Origin of the sequence: Enterobacter sp. MGH 38 (genome assembly GCF_000492855.1) — a bacterium.
GTDB classification, from domain to species: Bacteria; Pseudomonadota; Gammaproteobacteria; order Enterobacterales; family Enterobacteriaceae; genus Enterobacter; species Enterobacter hormaechei_C.
In genome coordinates this window covers 805794-829640 of record NZ_KI535608.1, presented here as the reverse complement: position 1 = coordinate 829640, position 23847 = coordinate 805794, and the positions used below count along the sequence as shown (strand labels likewise).

The following is a 23847-nucleotide window of genomic DNA, read 5'->3' as shown; positions in this document are numbered from 1 at the left end:
TGCGCTTTCCCGTCAGCTGCTTAACGCAGGTTAACCAGCGTGTTAAGGATCTGATCCTGGGTTTTGATGGTCTGCGCGTTGGACTGGTAGTTACGTTGCGCGACGATCATGTTCACCAGCTCTTTACTCAGATCGACGTTAGAGGCTTCCAGCGCGCCGTTGGTCAGCGTGCCGAAGTTACCGGAACCCGCAGTACCCAGCAGGGCAACACCGGAAGACTGCGTGGCAGACCAGACGTTGTCCCCTTCGGATTTCAGGCCTTCGTTGTTGGCGAAGTTTGCCAGCACGATCTGGCCCAGCACCTGGGTCTGTTCGTTCGAATAGTTACCGACAACGGTACCGTCATCGTTGATCTGGTAGCTCACCAGATCGCCCGGCTTATAACCGTTCTGGCTCGTCGCCACGATGTTGTTCGCACCGGTATTCTGTTGCATGGAGTTGGCGAAACTCATGTCAAACGTGGCTGGCGTCGCGCCCGGAACGGTGCCCGTTGTGATCTTGATATCATCGCCACCCGTCAGCACGCCGCTCGCATTAAAGGTCAGCGTGGTTGCCAGTTTCGCTGCATCTCCCGCTACGCTGCCGTCCTGGGAATACACCTTCCAGGAGTTAGCTGGCGTCGCGTTTTTGACATAGAACAGGTTCATGTTGTGCGCATTACCCTGGCTGTCAAACACCGTCACGGTGCCTTTCTTGTTGTAAGAGTCAGGGTTGGCCGGGTCGAAGGCGACGGTTGGTGCGGTATCGGTGGAGTTCAGGTTGATCTGCTGAGAGGCCGTGGTGGTGGACTTCGCCGCCATCAGCGTCGTTGGGATGGAGATCGCCTGCGGATTCGCACCGGTTTGCACCGTAGGCGGCGTGCCGGCAACCGGATAACCGGTTAACTGAAGCCCCTGCATGTTCACCAGGTTGCGGTTTTCATCCAGCTTGAACTGGCCGTTGCGGCTGTAGAATACGGAACCGTTGGCATCCACCATACGGAAGAAACCGTTCTGGCTGATGGCGACGTCCAGACCGCGACCGGTGTTGGTGGTCGTCCCGTCGGTGAAGTCCTGGGTGATACCCGCCACCTTCACGCCCAGGCCCACTTTAGAGCCTGCAAACATATCTGCAAAAGACGCAGAACCGGATTTAAAACCATAGGTCGCGGAGTTGGCGATGTTGTTGCCAATGACGTCCAGGTTGGTGGCCGCAGCATTCAGGCCGCTGACCGCTTGAGAAAAGGCCATGACTTACTCCTGATAAGTATTAAGGCTTAGATAATCTGCCGAACTTCGTCGAGTGTGGTGGTACCGGAGGTACCCAAATCCAGTTTGTTACCATCGCTACCTTTGATGACGCCCTGAACCAGGGCAAACTGTAGCGGCTGAGCCACCAGCTGAGTGGTGCCGTTGCTGGCGCTAATCGCAACCTGATACGAGCCGTTAGGCGCTTTAGTGCCGTCGGTCAGGCTGCCATCCCAGGTAAAGGTATGAACGCCCGCTTTAAGCTCGCCAATCTCAATCGTGCGCACCACGTTGCCGCTGGCGTCTTTGATGGTGGCGGTGACTTTGTCGGCCGGCTGCTGCAACTCAACGCCAAACGGCGTCGTGGTGGTGGTGGACGTGCCATCGGTGGTGCTGGTGCCCGCCAGAATCGTGGTCCCCGGGATCATCACCCCGTGACCGATCAGGTTGGCGGCCTGCAAGGACTGGCTGTTATCGATTTGACCGGAGACCGAGCCGAGCGTGGTGTTCAGTTTCTCAATGCCGCTGACGGTACTGATCTGCGCAAGCTGCGTGGTCAGTTCGTTATTCTGCATCGGATTGGTTGGGTCCTGATTTTTCAGCTGCGCCACCAGCAGGGTCAGGAAGCTGCTCTGTAAATCGGAGGCATTGCTCCCGGTGAGAGAGCTGGAACCGGTCGCACTGCTGGTGCTATTGACGCCGGTATTTGTCGGGTCATTCACGTTTACGGCGATGGACATGCGTGTCTCCTTTACTGGCCGAGAGTGAGTGTTTTGAGCATCATGCTCTTCACGGTATTAAGCACTTCGACGTTTGCCTGGTAGCTGCGCGACGCGGACATGGAGTTCACCATCTCCCCGACCACATCCACGTTCGGCATTTTCACGTAGCCGCTGGCATCCGCGAGCGGGTTGCCTGGCTCGTAAACCAGCTTGTCGGGTGCCTGGCTCTCAACCACGTCCGCCACTTTTACGCCGCCCGTTGCCGCACCCGGTGCAGCATCAACCTGGAAGACAACCTGTTTAGCGCGATACGGTTGCCCGTCAGGGCCGGTCACGCTGTCGGCGTTGGCCAGGTTACTGGCGGCCACGTTCAGTCGTTTAGACTGCGCCGTTAATGCCGAACCGGCGATATCAAAAATATTCAGCAAGGCCATTTACTAATTGCCCCCCTGTAGGACGGTCATCATGCCTTTAATTTGCCCGCCGAGTAGCGTCAGGCCTGTCTGGTATTGCAGGCTGTTATCGGCAAACTGTGTGCGCTCCCGGTCCATGTCGACGGTGTTACCATCAAGCGAGGGCTGATCGGGAATACGGTAAAGCAGGTCGGTCGTTGGCGCGGTCATCGCCTGAGCGGGAATATGACGTGAGGATGTCAGGGCCAGTGAGACACCCGTTCCTTCGGCACGTCCACGCTCCATCACTTTTTTGAGTTCACTGGAAAAATCAATATCGCGCGCCTGATACCCGGGGGTATCCGCGTTGGCGATATTGGCGGCTAAAATCTCCTGCCGCTGGGCGCGTAAATTGAGCGCTTCCTGCTGAAAACGTAACGCGGCGTCGAGTTTATCGAGCATGTCTCCTCCGCTGATGAGAAAATTTCAGTTCACAGCTTAAATCTCAAGGCGTCTCCCTTATCGACGGAATAAGCGCAAAATGCGTCGCTATTTGTTGCGTTGATGGAAAACCACTGCGGGTAGAATTTGCTTAATTCTGGACATGGTGGAACGTGCGATGCGGACTTTTAAACGTGGCCTGGCGGCGACCCTACTGCTTTTGAGCCCTCTGGTGCAGGCTGAGGGGTTAGAGGACCAGCTCAATGCATTCTTTGCGCAGAAGCTGGCCGGTTTCAGCGATGACGTACGCGTGACCGTGCGCACCCCGCCTAACCTTTACCCTTCCTGCGAAGCCCCGTCATTTAGCGTGACCGGCAGCACAAAGTTATGGGGTAACGTGAACGTGCTGGCGCGTTGCGCCAATGAAAAACGGTATTTACAGGTTGCGGTACAGGCGACGGGCAATTATGTTGTCGCCGCCGTTCCGATTCCGCGAGGCAGCCTGCTGCAACCTGACAGCGTAACGCTGAAGCGAGGCCGTCTGGATCAGCTTCCACCGCGGACGATGCTGGACATTAACCAGGCTCAGGAGGCGGTCAGCCTGCGCGATGTCGCCCCTGGACAGGCGATACAGCTATCCATGCTGCGCCAGGCATGGCGGGTGAAAGCGGGACAACAGGTGATGGTGGTCGCCAATGGCGAAGGCTTTAGTATCAACAGCGAAGGAAAAGCGCTGAATAATGCCGCAGTGGCGCAAAATGCCCGGGTCAGAATGTCCTCAGGCCAGGTGGTCAGCGGCACGGTCGGTCCTGATGGGAATATTCTGATTAACCTGTAATCTTTTTAAAGATTTCGCGGCGACTGCCGATAAATATTCAACAAATGATGATGTCAGGCGCAAACGCCGCGAACCCTCGATGAGGACAACACTATGAGCATTGATCGTACATCAGCCCTGAAGCCGGTTAGCACTGTACAACCTCGCGAAACGAATGAGGCTGCCCCGCAAAAAACGCGTCTGGAAAAAACGTCGACGGCTAACAGCACCAGCGTCACGCTGAGCGATGCGCAGTCGAAGCTGATGCAGCCAGGCAGCAGCGATATCAACATGGAACGTGTTGAAGCGCTGAAAACGGCTATCCGTAACGGCGAACTGAAAATGGATACCAGCAAAATCGCTGATGCGCTGATTCAGGACGCACAGAGTTTCCTCCAGAGTAACTAACCGTATGAGTCGACTGTCAGAAATACTGGATCAGATGACGGTGGTCCTGAACGACCTGAAAACGGTGATGGATGCCGAACAGCACCACCTCTCTTCTGGTCAAATCAACGGCAGCGCGTTGCAACGCATAACTGAAGATAAAAGCTCGCTGCTGGCGACCCTGGATTATCTGGAAAAACAGCGACGCGCTGAGCAAGACGCGAAACGCAGCGCCAATGATGAGATCAACGAACGCTGGCAGACCATTACAGAAAAAACCCAGCATCTTCGCGATCTCAACCAGCATAACGGCTGGCTGCTGGAAGGTCAGATTATCCGTAATCAGCAGGCGCTTGAGGTGTTAAAGCCCTATAAAGAGCCGGGGCTGTACGGTGCGGATGGTCAGACGGCCACGGCACGTATCACGGGCGGGAAAAAGATTTCGATTTGACGCAGTAGCGGCACGTCATGAAGCGGGGAGCACCTTCTGGTGAACTCCCCTTTTGACGTTTATACCGTGCGGCGGGCGAATTCTTTCACCTTGAAGCCAAGCACCGCCAGCGTGGCAAAGTACGCCACCACCCCGACCGCCACCACGGCCATCAGACGCATCAGGCGGTAAGGCATGGTGCCCTGCGCCCATTCAGGCATGACATACAACATGCCAACCAGCGCAGCCGCCATCACCACTACCGCGATCGCCAGACGCAGCAGGAAGCTTGCCCAGCCCGGCTGCGGTGTGAAGATATCCTGCTTGCGCAGCTGCCAGTACAGCAGCCCGGCGTTCAGACAGGCCGCCAGACCAATCGACAATGACAGCCCCGCGTGTTTCAGCGGTCCAATAAACGCGAGGTTCATCAGCTGCGTCATAATCAGCGTCACAATGGCAATCTTAACCGGCGTTTTGATGTCCTGACGTGAATAGAAACCGGGCGCAAGCACCTTCACGACGATCAGCCCCATCAGCCCCACCGAGTAGGCTACCAGTGCACGCTGGGTCATGGCGGCATCAAAGGCGGTGAATTTTCCATACTGGAACAACGACACCGTCAGCGGTTTTGCCAGGATCCCCAGCGCCACCGCGCTTGGCAATGCCAGCAGAAAACAGAGACGCAGTCCCCAGTCCATCAGGCGGCAGTATTCATCGTGGTTGCCGCTGGCGAAACTTTTCGACAGCGACGGCAGCAGAATAGTCCCCAGCGCCACGCCCAGCACCCCTGATGGAAACTCCATCAGACGATCGGCGTAGTACATCCAGGACACCGAGCCCGACACCAGGAAAGAGGCGAAGATGGTATTGATGATCAGCGAGATCTGGCTGACGGACACGCCGAGTATCGCCGGTCCCATCTGTTTAATAACGCGCATTGCGCCCGCATCTTTGAAACTAATGCGCGGCAGAACCAGCATGCCGATCTTTTTCAGGTGCGGAAGCTGGTAAGCAAGCTGTAACACCCCGCCGACGGTCACGGCCCAGGCCAGCGCCAGCACCGGTGGGTTAAAATGCGGCGCGGCGAACAGCGCAAAGCCAATCATGCTGACATTAAGGAACGTGGGGGCAAAGGCCGGCACGGAGAAGCGGTTCCAGGTATTCAGGATGGCACCCACCAGCGACGCCAGCGAAATCAGCAGAATATAGGGGAAGGTTATCCGCAGCAGTTGCGTCGTCAGGGCAAATTTATCCGCCGTGTCGGCAAAGCCCGGTGCCGTTACCATGATTACCCAGGGCGCTGCCAGCATGCCCAGGACGGTCACGATCGCCAGCGCCAGCGTCAGTAAACCGGAAACGTAAGCCACAAAGACGCGGGTGGCATCTTCGCCCTGCTTGCTTTTATATTCCGCAAGGATCGGGACAAATGCCTGTGAGAAAGCCCCTTCGGCAAAAATACGGCGCAGCAGGTTCGGCAGCTTGAACGCAACGAAAAAGGCGTCAGTCGCCATCCCTGCGCCAAAAACCCTTGCCACAATGGCATCGCGCGCAAAGCCAAGCACGCGGGAAAACATGGTCATCGAGCTGACGGCCGCCAGCGATTTTAATAAGTTCATTAACGTGAAGTTCCAAAACCCTACGGATTTCCAGGACGGATAAGCGAAAGCGCCACCCGGCAAAGCCAACAAGCGGCGCTTAGTCTAACCGGATTTCAACGAATTACTATCGGCAGATGTTACAGCGAGTTATTCCGACATGGCTTCGCGCCAGAGTCGTTCCACGATGCGCTGCGCCAGAATGGCCTGCTCCCCGGACGTTTCAGGAACCGTCTGATTCTGCACGCAGGTGATGAAGTGACGCGCGCAGCCCACAAAGCCACGCTGTTCCAGGGTGCTCTGCCAGCCGGGAACGGGTAACGCAACCACGCCATTGCCCTTCTCTTCCCGCCACTCTCGCATATCGGTGACGTCATACAGCGCGCCATCCGTAACGGCCTGCACGGACTCGCGCTGGCTGCCCGCCCGACGATGCATGCTGGTCGTCACCTGCAAATGCTCAACGGCAAAATGATGTTCGGCGTAAACCATCTCACCCTGCTCGCTGGTCAACAGCGTGCCGCTTTGCAGCTGGGCTTTTCCGTTACTCAGCCACAGGGCCGTATCCACGACGTGGAGATAATCATCCAGCAGCGTGAAGCGCAGATCGTTCGGCCCCACGCTGTCGGTACGGTGCTTATCCATACGCAGAGAGGCGAACGAGCCGGACTGCGCTTTAAGCTGCTGATAGAGGGGCGCAAAACGGCGGTTGAAGCCGACCATCAGCGTCAGCTTTTTACGCGCGGCCAGCTCAATCAGTCGCTCAGCATCCTGTACATTTTCCGCCAGGGGTTTATCCACGCAGACGTGAACGCCTGCATTCAGCAACTCGCTCACCACCTGGTAGTGCGTCGCGGTTGAGGTATGCACAAATACCGCATCACATTCACGGGCTAAATCCTGTAGCGAACCGGCATAAGGGATGCGCCAGGTTTTGCAGATGCGCTCTGCTTTCTCGCGGGTGGGCGACCACGCCCCTTGCAGCGTCCAGTCTGACGCGGCGCCTAAAACGGGCAGCCAGGCTTTTTGCGCAATCCCTCCCAGCCCCACAACACCAATGCGTAAGGTTGTCACGATTAATCTCCCAGATGTGCGAGTAACGCATCCAGACGCTGCTTCAGCCCGGCAACCTCGTCTTCCAGGGCTGCCACGCGCGCGGTCAGGCTTTCGTTTGATGCTGGCGTGTCGGATACGACGGCCAGCGCAGAGGGCTCCACGTCGCCGCTAAACAGGTGCATGTAGCGGCTTTCACGCTTGCCCGGTTCGCGGGGCAGACGCACCACGTAGGGACCGTCCTCGCGTGAGGCTAATCCCTCCAGCGTCTGTTCAACGTCCTGCATATCCTGAAACTCATGCATGCGGGAGGCGCGTGTGCGCAGTTCCCCCGGCGTCTGCGCCCCGCGCAGCAGCAACGTGGTGATAACAGCCACTTCCGCAGCGCTGAGTTTTAAATCGCCAAATTCAGAATTACAAAAGCGCTGTTCATATTTAGTGACGCGGTTACCGAAGCCGCTGACGGTGCGCAGGTAGTGGCGCTTCACCAGCTCATCAAGGATATCCTGCACCTCGTGCTCGCCAAGGTTCATCACCGGCTCACGGTTCGTCTTCTGGTTGCAGGCCATCGTGACGGCATTCACGGACAGAGGATACTGTTCCGGCGTGGTGACCTGCTTTTCCAGAAGGCAGCCGATCACGCGCGCTTCGGCGCCATTTAACTGATATTTCATCTTTTCTCCTTAACGACCCGCGGTCCACTCCTGTGTGGTGAGCGCGGTGAGCACATGGTCCCGCCACTCGCCGTCAATCAGCAGATAATCTTTGGCATAGCCTTCTTTCTCAAACCCCAGGCGGGCCAGCAGATCGCCGCTGCGCTTATTGTGCGGCATGTAGTTAGCCATAATGCGATGGATATGTTGCGTGCGCTGCATGTAGCGAATCGCCGCCGTCAGCGCCTCAAACATGAGCCCCTGTCCCTGCCATTTCTGGCCGATGGAATACCCGAGATAGCAGGCGTGAAACGACCCGCGTACCACGTTTGAAAAATTGGCAATGCCAACGATCTCTTTCTCTTCCGGATCGAGAAGCGCGAAATAAAACGCACTTCCCTGTTTATGAAATTCCGCAATCATACTGAGGCGCGCCTGCCAGCCAGAGGGGTAGCAGTGGCTCTCGTCCCGAACGGGTTCCCAGGGTTTTAAAAACTGGCGATTCTCGGCGTAATAATCCGCCAGACGCCAGGCATCACGCTCATGCACCAGACGAACGACCAGCCTGTCCGTCGTCAGACGCACTTTTGGCACATTACTGCGATAGCCAAACATCGTTACCACTCCTTCCCGTCGCTTCTGCTCTGCCTGTTAGCTTTACTATACCTGTGCCTGCGCCTTCTGTGAAAACAGTGACATACCATTTTGATCGCTTTTCACATTTTTCGATGAGAACTCTCTATCAAAGCACCTTTTTGATAAAAAAATATTGTCGCCAGCGGGTATGGGAAAAAGCGCGGCGACACCGCAGAATGTTAGCGTGCTCACCTTTTATTTTCCCTGGAGGGAAAATGTCCCGCGTATCACAGACCAGGAGCCTGGGTAAATATTTCCTGCTCGTCGATAACATGCTGGTCGTGCTCGGCTTTTTTGTCGTTTTTCCGCTTATATCAATTCGTTTTGTCGATCAAATGGGCTGGGCGGCATTGATGGTCGGGATCGCGCTGGGTCTACGCCAGTTTGTACAACAGGGTCTGGGCGTGTTTGGCGGCGCAATAGCTGACCGCTTCGGCGCGAAACCGATGATCGTCACCGGCATGCTGTTACGTGCGGCGGGATTCGCCACCATGGCAATCGCTCATGAACCCTGGCTGCTGTGGTTCTCCTGTTTCCTTTCCGGGATTGGCGGCACCCTTTTCGACCCACCGCGTACCGCGCTGGTGGTTAAGCTTATCCGTCCGCAACATCGGGGGCGCTTCTTCTCGATTTTGATGATGCAGGACAGCGCAGGCGCGGTGGTGGGCGCCCTGCTGGGAAGCTGGCTGCTGCAATACGATTTCCGCCTGGTTTGCGCCACCGGCGCGGTGTTGTTTATTCTCTGCGCGCTGTTTAACGGTCTGTTTCTGCCCGCATGGAAGCTGTCGACGGTGAAAGCACCTGTGCGGGAAGGGCTTGACCGTGTGTTGAGCGATAAACGCTTCGTCACCTATGTGTTAACCCTGACCGGCTACTACATGCTCGCCGTGCAGGTCATGCTGATGCTGCCCATTATGGTTAACGATATTGCCGGCACGCCAGCGGCGGTGAAATGGATGTATGCCATAGAGGCCTGCCTCTCACTGACTCTGCTCTATCCAATTGCCCGCTGGAGCGAGCGCCGTTTCCGGCTTGAGCACCGTCTGATGGCCGGGCTGTTGCTGATGACGCTGAGCATGATGCCCATCGGTCTGGTAAGTTCGCTTCAGCAGCTGTTTATGCTGATCTGCACCTTCTATATTGGCTCAATCATTGCCGAGCCAGCCCGTGAAACGCTGAGCGCGTCACTTGCCGACGCCCGGGCCCGGGGCAGCTACATGGGCTTCAGCCGTCTCGGGCTGGCGCTTGGCGGCGCGCTGGGTTACACCGGTGGCGGCTGGCTGTTTGATGCCGGAAAAGCGCTCCATCAGCCGGAGCTGCCGTGGGTCATGCTCGGCATGGTCGGCTTTATGACGCTGATTGCCCTCTGGTGGCAGTTCAGTGATAAACGCAGCACCCGCGGGATGCTGGAGCCTGGCGCCTGACCTCTTGCATTATCAGTTTTTTCTGCTGGTTTCTGTAGGATCACCCTGACATACTGGCGTATCAGGACAGATGCGCCGATTTTATGTTGAGGAACGCCATGAAAAAGATCGTTATTGCCGCTGCGTTAATTGTCAGTGGTCTGCTGGTGGGATGTAACCAGCTTACGCAGTACACCGTCAGTGAGCAGGAAATTAATCAGGCGCTGGAAAAACATAATAACTTTTCAAAAGATATCGGCGTGCCCGGCCTTGCGGATGCGCATATCGTCCTGACGAATCTCGCCAGCCAGATTGGTCGCGAGGAGCCTAACAAAGTCACCCTTTCCGGCGATGCCAGCCTCGATATGACCTCGCTCTTCGGCAATCAGAAAGCGGATATCAAGCTGAAGCTCAAGGCGCTGCCGGTCTTTAATAAAGAGAAAGGGGCAATTTTCCTGCAAGAGATGGAAATCGTCGATGCGGTTGTGACGCCGGATAAAATGAAACCGGTGCTGCAAACGCTGATGCCGTATCTCAACCAGTCGTTGCAGAACTACTTTAACCAACAGCCTGCCTATGTTCTGAGCGAAGACAAAAGCAAAGGGGAATCTCTGGCGAAAAAATATGCCAAAGGGATAGAGGTGAAACCGGGTGAAATCATCATCCCTTTCACCGACTAAATACTCCGGGCGCTCAGGCGCCCGTTTTTTTTAACGGAATAGTGTGCAAACGAAAACGTTTCCGCTTATGATTTGTGTCCGGCAAAAACAGCCATCTTATGACTGATCTCTTTCAAGCCGGAGCTTCCATGACTGTACAATCCCAGGTTCTCAAAATCCGCCGCCCAGACGACTGGCATATCCATCTTCGTGATGGCGACATGCTGAAAACCGTCGTGCCGTATACCAGCGAAATTTATGGCCGTGCGATTGTTATGCCTAACCTGGTTCCGCCAGTCACTACCGTCGAGGCCGCGATTGCCTATCGCCAGCGTATCCTTGACGCCGTTCCGGCCGGGCACGATTTTACCCCGTTGATGACCTGCTACCTGACGGACTCGCTGGATCCCAATGAGGTTGAGCGCGGGTTTAACGAAGGTGTGTTCACCGCCGCGAAGCTCTACCCGGCGAATGCCACCACCAACTCCAGCCATGGGGTGACCAGTATCGACGCCATCATGCCCGTTCTGGAGCGTATGCAAAAACTGGGCATGCCGCTGCTGGTGCACGGGGAAGTGACCCACGCTGACATTGATATTTTCGATCGCGAAGCACGTTTTATCGAAACGGTCATGGAGCCGCTGCGCCAGCGTCTTCCGGGGCTGAAAGTGGTGTTTGAACACATTACGACTAAAGATGCCGCAGAGTATGTCCGGGATGGAAACGAGCTGATTGCCGCCACCATCACCCCGCAGCACCTGATGTTTAACCGTAACCACATGCTGGTGGGCGGCGTTCGCCCACATCTGTATTGTCTGCCGATCCTCAAGCGCAACATCCACCAGCAGGCGCTACGTGAGCTGGTCGCCAGCGGCTTCCCGCGCGCGTTCCTCGGCACGGATTCCGCCCCGCATGCCCGTCACCGTAAAGAGGCGAGTTGCGGCTGTGCAGGCTGCTTTAACGCCCCGACCGCCCTGGCAAGTTACGCAACCGTGTTTGAAGAGATGAATGCGTTAGACCATTTCGAAGCCTTCTGCTCCCTTAACGGCCCGCGTTTCTACGGTCTGCCGATCAATGACACGTTCATTGAGCTGGAGCGCAAAGAAAGCCAGGTTGAAGCGTCGATTGCGCTCACCGACGATACGCTGATCCCCTTCCTGGCCGGTGAAACCGTAAACTGGACGGTAAAACGCTAAAAAACTGTCGCCCCCTGTTGTCAAACCGACAATATAACTGTATAAATAAACAGTATATTACACAGGGGGCATTTATGCGTATTGAAGTCACCATTGCCAAATCCACCGTCCTGCCTGCTGGCGCACTCGACGCTCTGGCGGGTGAACTATCCCGACGTATTAACAGCACTTTTCCTGAAAACGATGGCGCCGTAACGGTACGTTATGCGACAGCAAACCATCTTTCCGTCATCGGCGGTGCGAAAGAAGACAAAGAACGCATCAGCGAAATTTTGCAGGAAACATGGGAAAGCGCCGACGACTGGTTCATCACTGATTAAAATTTGCTCCCTCATTGTGTTTTTTGCCGGGTCGCCCCGGCTTTTTTTCGTTTCGTCTCCTGAAAGTTCAAAATATTTCAGCATCTTCTTAGAAAATCGTGAACAAGATGGCGTTTTATTGTTCGAACAATCCTAAAAAGCAGAAAAATGTGTTGCTACCCGTTTATTTTTTCCTGCTGAACCCTTATTAATTGATATACTGAAATTGCTTTCAGAAAAACATGCATTGAACCTCAAAGTCGTTGTCTTCTAACACGCATTAAGGGGGTTATAATGGAAAAGAATAGTGAAGTGATCCAGACCCATCCGCTTGTTGGCTGGGATATCAGCACCGTAGACAGCTACGATGCGCTGATGCTGCGTTTGCACTACCAGACCCCAAATCAGCTAAACCGTGATGAAGCGGAAGTTGGACAGACGCTGTGGCTTACAACAGACGTCGCCCGTCAGTTTATCTCTATTTTGGAAGCAGGCATCGCAAAAATAGAATCTGGCGACTACCAGGAAAATGAGTATAAACGGCATTAATCTTACGCCTCTTCACTCAACAGGCACCCTCGCGGTGCCTTATTTATTTCGTTCTTGTATAAGCCTACATAGTTAATTACTCTGCTAACAAAGCGTTAGTAAAGAGAAGCCTATGAAATACGATTTGATCATTATCGGAAGCGGCTCCGTAGGATCTGCCGCCGGTTATTACGCCACGCAGGCGGGTCTGAATGTGCTGATGATTGACGCCCATCGTCCCCCCCACTCTGAAGGAAGCCATCACGGCGATACCCGTCTGATCCGTCACGCTTATGGCGAAGGTGAGCGCTATGTACCGCTGGTGCTTCGGGCTCAGACGCTGTGGGATGAGCTGGCCGCCCTCACCGAAGAACGCATTTTTGAGCGCACCGGGGTCGTTAACCTGGGGCCAGCAAGCTCCACGTTTCTGGCGACCGTCGAGGAGAGCGCGAAAGCCTACCGCCTGGACGTCGAGCGTCTGGATGCGAACGGCATCATGGCGCGCTGGCCGGAAATTTCTGTCCCTGAAGACTACATTGGGTTGTTTGAAGCCAACTCTGGCGTACTGCACAGCGAAACGGCCATTAAGACCTGGATTGATCTCGCCGCCAAAGCGGGCTGCGCGCAGTTGTTCAACTGTCCGGTCACGGGCATCACCCACCATGCAGAGGGTTCAACCGTCACCACCTCTGAAGGTGAATATACCGCCACGCGTCTGCTGGTGAGTGCGGGAACGTGGGTGACGAAACTGCTGCCGGACCTGCCCATCCAGCCGGTACGAAAAGTCTTCTCCTGGTTCCAGTCTGACGGGCGTTACAGCAGCCAGAACAAATTCCCGGCGTTTACAGGCGAGTTACCCAATGGCGACCAGTTCTACGGTTTCCCCTCGGAAAAAGACGCGCTCAAGATTGGCAAACATAACGGCGGGCAGGTAATTTCCTCTGCGGAAGAACGCAAACCGTACGGAGCTTATCCGCAGGATGGTTCCGAAGCCTTCACGTTCCTGCGTAATATCCTGCCGGGCGTAGGCGGGTTGCTTTACGGCGCAGCGTGCACCTACGACAACACCCCGGATGAAGACTTTATCATCGACACCCTGCCGGGGCACGACAACACCCTGCTCGTAACCGGGCTCAGCGGTCACGGGTTTAAATTTGCCTCTGTGTTAGGTGAAATCGCCGCCCAGTTTGCTCAGGGGAAAGCGCCTTCGTTTGATCTCAAGCCCTTCGCGCTCTCGCGCTTTGATCGATAATACCTCTTCAGGCTCCGAGTAACCGGGGCCTGTTTAGCGAGAGGGGCATGATGCGCAGACTGGTGAATTACCTTATCAATAACATCCGCGAGCATTTCATGCTCTACATTGTTCTTTGGTCGCTACTGGCGATCATTGACGTTATCTATATTGTATTCTTCTGAACGTTCTCGCTGACGTTTATTGACACTCCTTTAAATTTATTTAACTTATATTTTTAAAAAACGTCGCCTCAAATTTATTGAACGAAGCGATTGAAATACATTGCGGAAACACATTCAAATTCGCTGAAATAAATTAAATAAAATACATTATTCATTTTTTTCAGTTGCATTATTTATTTAACCCGTCCATTTTTATTGCTCAGTCATTTGAGAACGGAAATTCATATGCAATGGCGTAACTCCTCCCGTCGCTACGGAATAATATCCATGTGTTTACACTGGCTATTTGCAATTGCCGTCTATGCCATGTTTGGTCTCGGCCTCTGGATGGTGACATTAAGCTATTATGACGGTTGGTATCATCAGGCCCCCGAATTGCACAAAAGCATTGGGGTTCTGCTGATGATGGGTCTGGTTTTTCGCGTGATCTGGCGACATATCTCTCCGCCCCCTCCTGCGCCCAAAAGCCATGGCCGACTTACCCGCATAAGCGCTGTTGGCGCGCATATCGCACTCTATGCCCTGCTGTTCGCCATTCTGATCAGCGGCTATCTCATTTCGACCGCAGACGGCAAACCGATCAGCGTATTTGGGCTTTTTGATGTCCCAGCCACGCTGGCTGACGCCGGTTCACAGGCTGACACCGCAGGTGTGGTTCATTTGTGGCTGGCATGGAGCGTAGTGATCTTGTCTGTCCTGCATGGCCTTGCGGCCCTGAAACACCACTTTATTGATAAAGACGATACGCTGAAGCGCATGCTTGGCCGTTCGTCAGTTGACTCTGGAGCATAAAATGAAAAAACGCCTGTTGGGTATCGCATTAGGTTCGCTGTTATTTACTACCGGTTCGGCCCTGGCCGCCGACTATAAAATTGATAAAGAGGGCCAGCATGCCTTCGTCAATTTCCGTATTCAGCATCTGGGTTACAGCTGGTTATATGGCACGTTCAATGATTTCGATGGCACATTTACTTTCGACGAGAAAAACCCTGCTGCCGATAAAGTGAACGTCACCATTAATACCAACAGCGTCGACACTAATCACGCCGAGCGTGATAAACATCTGCGCAGCGCTGAATTCCTGAACGTGGGCAAATTCCCGCAAGCTACTTTCGCGTCGACAGAGGTGAAGAAAGACGGTGATAAACTGGCTATTACCGGTAATCTCACGCTGAACGGCGTAACAAAACCGGTCACACTGGATGCCAAATTAATTGGACAGGGTGACGATCCATGGGGCGGAAAACGTGCTGGCTTTGAAGCCGCAGGCAAAATTCATCTGAAAGATTTTAATATCACCACGGATTTAGGCCCGGCATCGCAGGATGTAGAGCTGATTATTTCGGTGGAAGGCGTTCAGCAGAAGTCATAAAACAGGCCCGGCAGGCTTGTGAGCCGCCGGGCAGTGTTTTACTCCGGGTCCGGAATACCCAGTTTGGTATTCAGTCGGCCCCGGGATTTATTAAAGATCTTATTCCCGTTCTCGCGTCCGGCACGGCGACGACGTTGCTCTTCTTCAGGCAACATACTCTCTTCACTGCACAGCTCGCTACAGCAGCCATTAAACTTCTCGGCACATGCAGGGCACTGAATAAACAGCAGATGACACCCGTCGTTTTTGCAGTTGGTATGCGTATCGCACGGTGTTCCGCACTGGTGGCAGTGCGCGATCACGTCCTCTGAAATTCGCTCGCCCATACGCTCATCAAACACAAAGTTCTTACCGATAAAACGCACCGGTAAACCCTGCTCACGGGCGCGGCGGGCATACTCGATAATCCCACCCTCAATGTGCCAGACTTTATTAAACCCGTTGTGCTTCATCCAGGCGCTGGCTTTTTCACAGCGGATCCCCCCGGTACAGTACATCACAATCTTTTTGTCTTTATGCTCCTGCATCATCTCAACCGCTTTCGGCAGTTGCTCGCGGAAGGTGTCGGCAGGAATTTCCATCGCATTCTCGAAGTGCCCCACTTCATATTCGTAGTGGTTACGCATATCGATGAACACCGCATCCGGATCGTCGAGCATCGCGTTCACTTCAGCGGCCTTCAGGTATTCCCCCACATTAGCAGCATTGAAGCTCGGATCGTCAATGCCATCCGCCACAATACGCTCGCGCACCTTCATGCGCAGCACCCAGAATGATTTACCGTCATCATCCAGCGCAATATTCAGGCGTAAGCCGTTAAGCGCCGGATCAAACCCGTAAAGGAGATCGCGGAAGGCGCTGACCTTGCTTTCCGGCACGCTGATCTGCGCGTTAATCCCCTCACGCGCCAGATAGACGCGACCAAACACGTTCAGGGCGGTGAAAGCCTGGTAAAGCGCATCGCGGGTCGCCTGTGGATCGTCGATGGTGAAATACTTATAGAAAGAGATCGTTGTGCGCGGTTCGGTTTCGGCCAACATACGCGCTTTCAACATCTCATTCGAAACGCGGTTGTGTAACACTGGCATGGTGTACAAGTCCTGCAATCGTTGAGAAATAAAAATCGGTCGGCATGATATAGCAAACAAAGACAATTTACATCCACACAATTTACGCTACATTTCAGTCAATCTGATTAATCAGACTTAACATTTGCATATTCTTTCATGTTTCGATGACAGACATTTTGGCTATGCCTTAAAAAATGAGACAATAGCCTTTCAGGACGTTAGAACACAGGACAGACATGACCCAGTTACCGAAATTTACTGCCGCGCTTTTGCATCCCCGCTATTGGTTAACATGGTCAGGCATTGGCTTGTTGTGGCTAATTGTACAGCTGCCTTATCCCGTCATTTTCCGCATGGGTAAAGGGCTGGGTCGCATTGCTCAGCAGTTTATGAAGCGTCGCGCCAGGATCGCGTATCGCAACCTTGAGCTTTGCTTTCCTCAGATGAGTGAATCTGAGCGCCACGACATGGTGGTTAAAAACTTCGAATCTGTCGGCATGGGGCTGATGGAGACCGGTATGGCCTGGTTCTGGTCGGATAAGCGCATGGCGCGCTGGACGGAAGTGGCCGGGACCGGCATGGAGCCAGTGCATACTCTTCAGGCCAACCAGACTGGCGTCCTGCTGATTGGCGTTCATTTTCTGACGCTCGAAATTGGCGCACGCATGTTCGGCATGCAGGCGCCCGGTATTGGCGTTTATCGTCCTAACGATAATCCGGTGATCGATTTGATCCAGACCAACGGACGTATGCGCTCCAATAAAAGCATGATCGACCGAAAAGACCTGAAAGGGATGATCCGCGCCCTGAAATCAGGTGAAGTGGTCTGGTACGCCCCGGATCATGACTATGGCCCGCAATCCAGCGTGTTTGTTCCGTTCTTTGCGGTGGAAGATGCAGCGACGACCACCGGGACCTGGATGCTGGCGCGAATGTCCAAAGCGGCTATCGTGCCGTTTGTACCGCGCCGTAAACCAGACGGTTCAGGCTATCAGCTCATCATGCTGGAGCCGGAGCTCGCGCCACCGCTGATTGATGCGGAAACCACCGCCCGCTGGATGAACGGCGTTGTCGAGAAATGCATTATGCTCGCCCCGGAGCAGTACATGTGGCTGCATCGCCGCTTTAAAACCCGGCCTCAGGGCGTCCCTTCACGTTATTAATCTGCATGCGGCCATCCGGGCCGCATGTTGTTTTAGCTTTAAAAGCTCCCCGTCATTGCGGCAATCATACCCCGGGCGCATAATTAGCAGGCTTATTACCTCACTGGTCACGGTGCCCTGCACCTCATTATGCGGATAGTTATGTCCCCCACAGATGCTCCCATAAACTGGAAACGTAACCTGACGGTTGCGTGGCTGGGTTGTTTTCTTACTGGCGCCGCCTTTAGCCTGGTGATGCCTTTCCTGCCCCTCTACGTTGAACAGCTCGGCGTCACCGGACATAGCGCCCTGAATATGTGGTCCGGCCTGGTGTTCAGCATTACGTTCCTGTTCTCCGCCATTGCGTCGCCTTTCTGGGGTGGGCTGGCGGATCGCAAAGGCCGCAAAATTATGCTGCTGCGCTCCGCGCTCGGCATGGCGATCATTATGCTGCTGATGGGGATGGCGCAGAACGTCTGGCAGTTCCTGATATTACGCGCACTCCTGGGTCTGCTCGGGGGATTTATCCCTAACGCCAACGCCCTGATCGCCACCCAAATCCCGCGCCAGAAAAGCGGCTGGGCGTTGGGCACGCTCTCTACTGGCGGCGTAAGTGGCGCACTGCTGGGCCCGCTGGCGGGCGGGCTGCTGGCCGACCACTACGGACTGCGGCCGGTATTCTTCATTACCGCCAGCGTGCTGTTCCTCTGCTTCCTGGTGACGCTTATCTGTATCCGGGAGAATTTCGCGCCGGTAGCTAAAAAAGAGATGCTGCACGCCCGGGATGTACTGGCCTCGCTGAAAAACCCAAAGCTGGTGCTGAGTCTGTTTGTGACCACCATGATTATCCAAGTGGCCACCGGTTCAATCGCGCCTATTCTGACGCTCTATGTCCGCGATCTGGCGGGAAACGTCAGCAATATCGCCTTTATCAGCGGCCTGATCGCCTCTGTTCCCGGTGTGGCGGCGCTACTGAGCGCGCCGCGGCTCGGCAAGCTGGGAGACCGTATCGGCCCGGAAAAGATCCTGATCTGCGCCCTGATCGTCTCCGTCCTGCTGCTGATCCCCATGGCGATGGTGCAGTCTCCCTGGCAGCTCGGCGTCCTGCGCTTCCTGCTGGGGGCTGCCGATGGCGCACTGCTCCCGGCCGTGCAGACGCTGCTGGTCTATAATTCCACCAACCAGATAGCCGGTCGTATTTTCAGCTATAACCAGTCGTTTCGCGATCTGGGTAACGTCACCGGGCCGCTGGTCGGTGCGGGGATTTCAGCCAGTTTCGGTTTCCGGGCGGTCTTTATCGTGACGGCAGGCGTCGTGCTGTTCAACGCCGTTTATTCGTGGCTCAGCTTATCCCGGGCGCTACGCCCGGGGCGAATAAGACAACATCGTGACGGCTAATTCTCGCATTCATACTTGCAAAATCACATAATCAGCTATTCTTTCCCTGAATACCTTCACGAAAAACAGGGAGACACCAATGACCATGTACGCCACGCTGGAAGAAGCAATTGATGCCGCTCGCGAAGAGTTCCTCGCCGATAATCCCGGCATTGAGGAAGAAGATGCTGACGTGCAACAACTCAATATCCAAAAATACGTCCTACAGGACGGCGATATTATGTGGCAGGCCGAATTCTTTGCTGATGAAGGTGAAGATGGTGAATGTCTGCCGATACTGAGTGGTGAAGGTGCACAGGCGGTATTCGACGGCGACTATGACGAAATTGAGTTACGTCAGGAGTGGCTGGAAGAAAATACGCTGCACGAATGGGACGAAGGCGAGTTTCAGCTCGAACCGCCGCTGGATACCGAAGAGGGTCAGGCCGCAGCGGACGAATGGGACGAGCGATGAGCTCCCGTTACTCGTAAGGGCCGTGACTGGCATCAATGGGCAGCAGCAGCGTGTCGAAAATCAGCGAAAACGGCAGATCGAGCACGGTGAGATAGCGCCATGCGGAATCGCGAACGTCCCACTGTACGCCGGGGTAGTATTGATTCCCGTGGCCCTGCCCGGGGATGGTGCGGCTGATAATGCTGCCGCAGCCGCTGAGCAGGCATGCCATCATGACGACAATGATTACTTTCATGTCTGACCTCTAAAAAAATACCGGCGATTAAGCCGGTATTTCATTTGGCGGGTGGCGCTTCGCTTACCCGCCCTACTTAACAACTTACTTCGCCTTCAGTGCCAGCGGATTCAGCTTAACGTCCTTATAGTAGTTCACCCACGAAGAGTATCTCTCCGGCGCGGACCACACGCGGTAGTGAAGCCGTGCCATCGTCACCGGATCGCTCAACAGCACCAGACGACGGTCGCGGTTAAGCTTTTCTGGCGTCTCGTTCAGCGCCTGCTCAACGTGGCGATCGCGGGCGATCTCCAGCACCTGGCTGGCGCGGTGACGCGCCGTCGCCATCGCGGTTGCCAGCGCGTTGAATGACGGGTTAAACACGGCGTGCATAAAGCCATCATCCAGCGTGCGTTTGCGGTTCTGCTCCAGATAGGTATCCGTATCCACCAGCACCTGCGGCGGAGAATACTCTTCCGGGATCAGGAACAGCTTCCAGCGTTTGGTACGCAGGCCCACCGTGGAACGGCTGGAGATCACCGACACAAACGGCGACAGGATCAGCGAGAAGACGATTGGCGCCAGCCAGAACAGGAAACGCAGATCCAGCCAGGCCATACCAACGGCCCACACCAGGCCCAGCAGCAGCTGAGAGCCGTGGCGCATAAAGGCCTCACTCCACGGCGTAGAGTCATCGTCACGCTGCGGTGAATTCCACACCACTTCCCATCCCAGGAACGCGCTCACCACAAACACCGTATGGAACAGCATACGCACCGGCGCCAGCAGGACCGAGAACAGCACTTCCAGCAGCAGTGAAAGGGTCACGCGGCAGAAACCACCGTACTCCTTCGAACCTTTGCACCAGATCAGAATGATACTGAGCAGCTTAGGCAGGAACAGCAGCACCATGGTCGACGCGAACAGCGCAATCGCCAGCTCCGGACGCCACTGCGGCCACACCGGGAACAGCTGGCGCGGTTGCAGGAAGTATTGCGGCTCCGTCAGAGCATGCACAACCTGCAACGCGGTCGAGAGTGCCAGGAACATAAACCACAGCGGCGCAGACAGATAGGACATAACGCCCGTCAGGAACACCGCACGGTGAACAGGGTGCATCCCTTTCACCAGGAACAGGCGGAAGTTCATCAGGTTACCGTGACACCAGCGGCGGTCGCGTTTGAGCTCATCCAGCAGGTTCGGCGGCAGCTCTTCATACGAGCCAGGCAGATCGTAGGCAATCCAGACGCCCCACCCTGCACGACGCATCAGAGCAGCTTCCACAAAGTCATGCGACAGAATGGACCCGGCAAACGACCCTTCACCCGGCAGCGGCGCCAGGGCACAGTGCTCGATGAATGGCTTCACGCGGATAATGGCGTTGTGGCCCCAGTAGTGAGATTCACCCAGCTGCCAGAAGTGCAGACCGGCAGTAAACAGCGGCCCGTAGACGCGAGTCGCAAACTGCTGGCAGCGCGCATACAGCGTGTCCATACCTGACGCTTTTGGCGAGGACTGAATAATACCCGCGTTCGGGTTGGCTTCCATCAGACGGACCAGCCCGCTCAGGCAGTCGCCGCTCATCACGGAGTCCGCATCCAGAACCACCATGTAGCTGTACTGGTTACCCCAGCGACGACAGAAGTCATCAATGTTCCCGCTCTTACGCTTAACACGACGACGACGACGGCGGTAGAAGATCTGCCCTTCCCCCTGCACCTCGGCAATCAGCTCCATCCAGGCTTTTTGCTCTGCCACGCAAATATCCGGGTTGTAGCTGTCGCTCAGGATATAGACGTCGAAATGCGCCGCGTTACCGGTCGCCTTCACGGACTCCCAGGTGGCACGCAGCCCGGCGAATACGCGGTCAACGTCTTCGTTACAGATAGGCATGATCAGCGCGGTACGGTGCTCAGGATTGAGGGGTTCATCCCCGACCGTCGACGCGGAAATGCTGTATTTGTCACGCCCCATCAGCAGTTGCAGGAAGCCCATCAGCGCCGTCCAGAACCCGGCGGAGACCCAACAGAACAGCACGGCGAACAGCAGAAGAATGCCGCTCTGTAAAATATACGGCAGCAGCTGCATGAAGGAGACCCAGATATCCTGGCCAATCATGTCAGCAGGGTTAATCAACGCCCAGCCCTGGTACGGCAGAATGGTTTTCATGTACCAGGTGGCGACAACCGTCTGCGCCAGCGTCAGCAGCAGCAGAATGTAACGACGAATCGTTCCTACGGTACGCCATTTCTGCTCGGAGGCCTGCTGTTCTTTGGTCAGACGTGACAGATAGCGCGGTGTCACGTCACGCCCACGCAGACGATCCCAGAAGCGGCCCACCGGGTTGGTGCGCCACGGATCGGGGAACATGGAGGAACGCGTGGCCTTCGGCATCGCCTGTAGCTGGTCACGCCCTTCGTCATCCTTGATTAACTGCCCTTCTGCCAGCGAGTCCGGCCATGCCTGCTCCAGACGTGCCTTCACTGACCCCAGCGGCGTATCATCATCACGGGAAAAATGACGATGTTCACCATCCAGCGCGGTGTGAACCGCGCGGATGTCGCTCGCAGGGAGCGCCGCTTTTTCAATGTCCGTCAGCGGCATGGCATCAATATATTCAGATGTATTATTCATTGGCAGGTAGCTGATAGCTCCAGGTTTCACTCAGCGGCTTATCGTTACTGACCAGCGCGGCGCGCATTTCAGTGGTCTGTTTCGGATCCTTCACCTTCACGCGCAGGGTCAAACGCCACCCTTTGGTGACCGGGTTGTACCGCACGGCGTTTTCAACGATTTCACCGTTATCGCCAATGCTGGCCTGTGCCGTCACGGCAGTATCCGGCGCCAGTTTTTTCATATCCTGCCCGGCGAAGTCCACGATAAATGCCAGCGTGCCATCCGGCTGACGAATCAGGTTGGACTGCTTCACGTCACCCGTTGAACGACGCGTCTGCATCACATACGCGTTATCCGGTGCGTGCAACTTGTCTTCGTCACGGCTGAAGGTAATCGCATACTTGAAGTTCATCTCTTTACCGGCTTCAGGCAGCTGATCCGGTGTCCAGTACGCCACGATGTTATCGTTGGTTTCATCGTTGGTTGGAATTTCAACCAGCTCAACCTTACCTTTACCCCAGTCGCCTTTCGGCGTAACCCAGGCGCTTGGGCGCAGATCGTAGCGGTCATCCAGATCTTCAAAGCGGGAGAACTGACGGCCACGTTGCAGCAGACCAAAGCCCTGCGGGTTTTCCATCGCAAAGCTGCTGACCGCGAGGTGTTTCGGGTTGTTCAGCGGACGCCAGATCCACTCGCCGTTACCGGCATGGATGGAGAGGCCATTGGAATCATGCAGTTCAGGACGGAAATTGGTCGCCGGAGATGGCTGGTTCGGCCCAAACAGGAACATACTGGTCAGCGGTGCAACGCCCAGTTTGCCCACTTTATCGCGCAGGTAAACTTTAGACTGCACGTCAACCACCGTGTCACGCCCTGGCATGATCACGAAGCGATAAGCGCCGGTCGCACGAGGGGAGTCCAGCAGCGCATAAATTGTCAGACGTTTGTCGGTTGGTTTTGGACGTTCGATCCAGAACTCGCGAAAACGTGGAAATTCTTCACCTGATGGCAGCGCGGTATCAATTGCCAGACCGCGCGCAGAAAGCCCGTACACCTGCCCCGCGCCAATCACGCGGAAGTAGCTGGCGCCAAGCATGCTGACGATTTCATCGTTTTTATCTTTGCTGTTAATCGGATAAAGCACCTTGAAGCCTGCGAAGCCGAGGTCTTTCACCGTGTCTTTATCGTGTTGCACATCGCCAAAATTGAAGTAATCCGGGCTGTACTTGATTTTGCGTACCGCGGTCGCCGTCACTTCATTGATGGCAACTGGCGTGTCGAAGTACATACCCTGGTGGTAAAATTCAAGCTTGAACGGGGTTTTAATATTGTTCCAGTACGCTTTATCGTGATTGAACTGGATCTGCTGATAGTCCGCGTATTTCATGTCGCGGAAAACGGAGGGCAGGTTACTTTTTGGCGCTTCGTAGCTCTTGCCCGCCATCGATTTTGCCTGTTTTGCGACATCATCGATGTTAAAGGCCAGTGCAGATGAGGTATACAGTGACAACAGCACTGCTACACCCAACCAACGCATTTTCATCATTTGTGGTTTATGTTTCATAATAAGTAAGCACTTCCCCCTTTGTGTGCTTATATCGATCCGATCCATTTTAATGGAAACTCAGGCAATCCGACAACATTATCACTGCTTTGTTCAGCTCGCTGGCTCATGGATTAAGCAAATGAAAGAACCCGCTTTTCACTTTGCGTGCTTATCCTGGAGAC

At 55.0% G+C, this 23847-nt stretch carries 27 protein-coding genes; 15 read left to right on the top strand and 12 right to left on the bottom strand.

The genetic code is table 11. From position 1 onward, the window contains the following. Nucleotides 1–20 precede the first annotated feature (20 nt). Genes flgE through flgB form a run of 4 tightly spaced genes read right to left on the bottom strand, consistent with a single transcriptional unit; the run spans nucleotide 21 to nucleotide 2802 of the window. Entirely contained in the window at nucleotides 21–1229 is a 1209-nt protein-coding gene (flgE, locus tag L384_RS07435) for a flagellar hook protein FlgE (RefSeq protein WP_003857992.1), read from the bottom strand. 26 nt (nucleotides 1230–1255) lie between these two features. Beyond that, complete coding sequence (gene flgD, locus L384_RS07440; RefSeq protein WP_003857994.1) at nucleotides 1256–1966, bottom strand: flagellar hook assembly protein FlgD; 711 nt, start codon at nucleotides 1964–1966, stop codon at nucleotides 1256–1258. A gap of 11 nt (nucleotides 1967–1977) precedes the next feature. Further along, the gene (gene flgC, locus L384_RS07445) at nucleotides 1978–2382 is read right to left on the bottom strand and encodes a flagellar basal body rod protein FlgC (RefSeq protein WP_003857997.1); all 405 of its coding nucleotides are present in this window, start codon (nucleotides 2380–2382) and stop codon (nucleotides 1978–1980) included. Between the two features lie 3 nt (nucleotides 2383–2385). Next, nucleotides 2386–2802 (bottom strand): flagellar basal body rod protein FlgB, encoded by a 417-nt coding sequence (gene flgB, locus L384_RS07450; protein ID WP_003857999.1) that lies wholly within the window; start codon nucleotides 2800–2802, stop codon nucleotides 2386–2388. 157 nt (nucleotides 2803–2959) lie between these two features. On the opposite strand from flgB, the gene flgA reads away from it, so the two are divergent. The 3 genes from flgA to flgN all read left to right on the top strand — a co-directional run bounded on the left by flgA (nucleotide 2960) and on the right by flgN (nucleotide 4436). Then, a complete protein-coding gene (gene flgA, locus L384_RS07455; RefSeq protein ID WP_003858001.1) occupies nucleotides 2960–3619 on the top strand; it encodes a flagellar basal body P-ring formation chaperone FlgA in 660 nt (219 codons plus the stop codon). Between the two features lie 93 nt (nucleotides 3620–3712). Continuing rightward, nucleotides 3713–4006 carry a flagellar biosynthesis anti-sigma factor FlgM gene (flgM, locus tag L384_RS07460; RefSeq protein ID WP_003858002.1) on the top strand — a complete coding sequence of 98 codons (294 nt, stop codon included), beginning with the start codon at nucleotides 3713–3715 and terminating at the stop codon, nucleotides 4004–4006. Nucleotides 4007–4010: 4 nt separating this feature from the next. Then, nucleotides 4011–4436: a flagella biosynthesis chaperone FlgN gene (gene flgN, locus L384_RS07465; RefSeq protein ID WP_003858003.1), complete on the top strand. Its 426-nt coding sequence runs from the start codon at nucleotides 4011–4013 to the stop codon at nucleotides 4434–4436. Between the two features lie 59 nt (nucleotides 4437–4495). Here the strand turns inward: flgN and murJ are convergent, their stop codons facing one another. From murJ to rimJ, 4 genes are all read right to left on the bottom strand, one after another. Further along, entirely contained in the window at nucleotides 4496–6031 is a 1536-nt protein-coding gene (gene murJ, locus L384_RS07470; protein WP_023324447.1) for a murein biosynthesis integral membrane protein MurJ, read from the bottom strand. Nucleotides 6032–6160: 129 nt separating this feature from the next. Further along, nucleotides 6161–7084 carry a Gfo/Idh/MocA family protein gene (locus tag L384_RS07475; protein WP_023315806.1) on the bottom strand — a complete coding sequence of 308 codons (924 nt, stop codon included), beginning with the start codon at nucleotides 7082–7084 and terminating at the stop codon, nucleotides 6161–6163. Between the two features lie 2 nt (nucleotides 7085–7086). Further along, nucleotides 7087–7737, bottom strand: a complete 651-nt coding sequence (locus L384_RS07480; RefSeq protein WP_003858006.1) for a YceH family protein — start codon at nucleotides 7735–7737, stop codon at nucleotides 7087–7089. Nucleotides 7738–7746: 9 nt separating this feature from the next. Continuing rightward, the gene (gene rimJ / locus L384_RS07485) at nucleotides 7747–8331 is read right to left on the bottom strand and encodes a ribosomal protein S5-alanine N-acetyltransferase (protein WP_003858007.1); all 585 of its coding nucleotides are present in this window, start codon (nucleotides 8329–8331) and stop codon (nucleotides 7747–7749) included. Between the two features lie 236 nt (nucleotides 8332–8567). On the opposite strand from rimJ, the gene mdtH reads away from it, so the two are divergent. The 9 genes from mdtH to L384_RS07530 all read left to right on the top strand — a co-directional run bounded on the left by mdtH (nucleotide 8568) and on the right by L384_RS07530 (nucleotide 15225). Next, nucleotides 8568–9776, top strand: coding sequence for a multidrug efflux MFS transporter MdtH (gene mdtH, locus L384_RS07490; RefSeq protein WP_023324446.1), 1209 nt, complete (start codon nucleotides 8568–8570; stop codon nucleotides 9774–9776). Between the two features lie 98 nt (nucleotides 9777–9874). Next, on the top strand, nucleotides 9875–10435 hold the full coding sequence (locus L384_RS07495) for a lipoprotein (protein WP_023305855.1): 561 nt from the start codon (nucleotides 9875–9877) through the stop codon (nucleotides 10433–10435). 128 nt (nucleotides 10436–10563) lie between these two features. Beyond that, on the top strand, nucleotides 10564–11610 hold the full coding sequence (pyrC, locus tag L384_RS07500; RefSeq protein ID WP_023315804.1) for a dihydroorotase: 1047 nt from the start codon (nucleotides 10564–10566) through the stop codon (nucleotides 11608–11610). 74 nt (nucleotides 11611–11684) lie between these two features. Beyond that, the gene (gene dinI / locus L384_RS07505) at nucleotides 11685–11930 is read left to right on the top strand and encodes a DNA damage-inducible protein I (protein WP_003858011.1); all 246 of its coding nucleotides are present in this window, start codon (nucleotides 11685–11687) and stop codon (nucleotides 11928–11930) included. 273 nt (nucleotides 11931–12203) lie between these two features. Next, the gene (gene bssS / locus L384_RS07510; RefSeq protein WP_003858012.1) at nucleotides 12204–12458 is read left to right on the top strand and encodes a biofilm formation regulator BssS; all 255 of its coding nucleotides are present in this window, start codon (nucleotides 12204–12206) and stop codon (nucleotides 12456–12458) included. A gap of 112 nt (nucleotides 12459–12570) precedes the next feature. Then, nucleotides 12571–13689, top strand: a complete 1119-nt coding sequence (solA, locus tag L384_RS07515) for an N-methyl-L-tryptophan oxidase (RefSeq protein ID WP_023324445.1) — start codon at nucleotides 12571–12573, stop codon at nucleotides 13687–13689. A 50-nt stretch (nucleotides 13690–13739) separates the two neighbouring features. Continuing rightward, the gene (locus L384_RS07520; protein ID WP_003858014.1) at nucleotides 13740–13853 is read left to right on the top strand and encodes a YceO family protein; all 114 of its coding nucleotides are present in this window, start codon (nucleotides 13740–13742) and stop codon (nucleotides 13851–13853) included. A 225-nt stretch (nucleotides 13854–14078) separates the two neighbouring features. After that, nucleotides 14079–14645: a cytochrome b gene (locus L384_RS07525; protein ID WP_003858015.1), complete on the top strand. Its 567-nt coding sequence runs from the start codon at nucleotides 14079–14081 to the stop codon at nucleotides 14643–14645. Nucleotide 14646: 1 nt separating this feature from the next. After that, complete coding sequence (locus tag L384_RS07530) at nucleotides 14647–15225, top strand: YceI family protein (RefSeq protein ID WP_022650779.1); 579 nt, start codon at nucleotides 14647–14649, stop codon at nucleotides 15223–15225. A gap of 38 nt (nucleotides 15226–15263) precedes the next feature. On the opposite strand, the gene L384_RS07535 is transcribed toward L384_RS07530, so the two are convergent. Next, entirely contained in the window at nucleotides 15264–16313 is a 1050-nt protein-coding gene (locus L384_RS07535) for an oxygen-dependent tRNA uridine(34) hydroxylase TrhO (protein ID WP_003858018.1), read from the bottom strand. Nucleotides 16314–16531: 218 nt separating this feature from the next. Between L384_RS07535 and L384_RS07540 the strand changes: the two genes are divergently transcribed. From L384_RS07540 to L384_RS07550, 3 genes are all read left to right on the top strand, one after another. Next, a complete protein-coding gene (locus L384_RS07540) occupies nucleotides 16532–17458 on the top strand; it encodes a Kdo(2)-lipid IV(A) acyltransferase (RefSeq protein WP_003858019.1) in 927 nt (308 codons plus the stop codon). 141 nt (nucleotides 17459–17599) lie between these two features. Then, nucleotides 17600–18835: a multidrug efflux MFS transporter MdtG gene (gene mdtG, locus L384_RS07545; protein ID WP_023324444.1), complete on the top strand. Its 1236-nt coding sequence runs from the start codon at nucleotides 17600–17602 to the stop codon at nucleotides 18833–18835. Nucleotides 18836–18914: 79 nt separating this feature from the next. Next, a complete protein-coding gene (locus L384_RS07550; RefSeq protein WP_003858026.1) occupies nucleotides 18915–19289 on the top strand; it encodes a MysB family protein in 375 nt (124 codons plus the stop codon). Between the two features lie 7 nt (nucleotides 19290–19296). On the opposite strand, the gene L384_RS07555 is transcribed toward L384_RS07550, so the two are convergent. From L384_RS07555 to mdoG, 3 genes are all read right to left on the bottom strand, one after another. Then, entirely contained in the window at nucleotides 19297–19524 is a 228-nt protein-coding gene (locus L384_RS07555) for a YceK/YidQ family lipoprotein (protein ID WP_003858030.1), read from the bottom strand. An 84-nt stretch (nucleotides 19525–19608) separates the two neighbouring features. Beyond that, nucleotides 19609–22137 (bottom strand): glucans biosynthesis glucosyltransferase MdoH, encoded by a 2529-nt coding sequence (mdoH, locus tag L384_RS07560; protein WP_015570846.1) that lies wholly within the window; start codon nucleotides 22135–22137, stop codon nucleotides 19609–19611. Beyond that, nucleotides 22130–23683 carry a glucans biosynthesis protein MdoG gene (mdoG, locus tag L384_RS07565; RefSeq protein ID WP_032608994.1) on the bottom strand — a complete coding sequence of 518 codons (1554 nt, stop codon included), beginning with the start codon at nucleotides 23681–23683 and terminating at the stop codon, nucleotides 22130–22132. Before mdoG ends, mdoH begins: the two co-directional genes overlap by 8 nt. Nucleotides 23684–23847 lie beyond the last annotated feature (164 nt).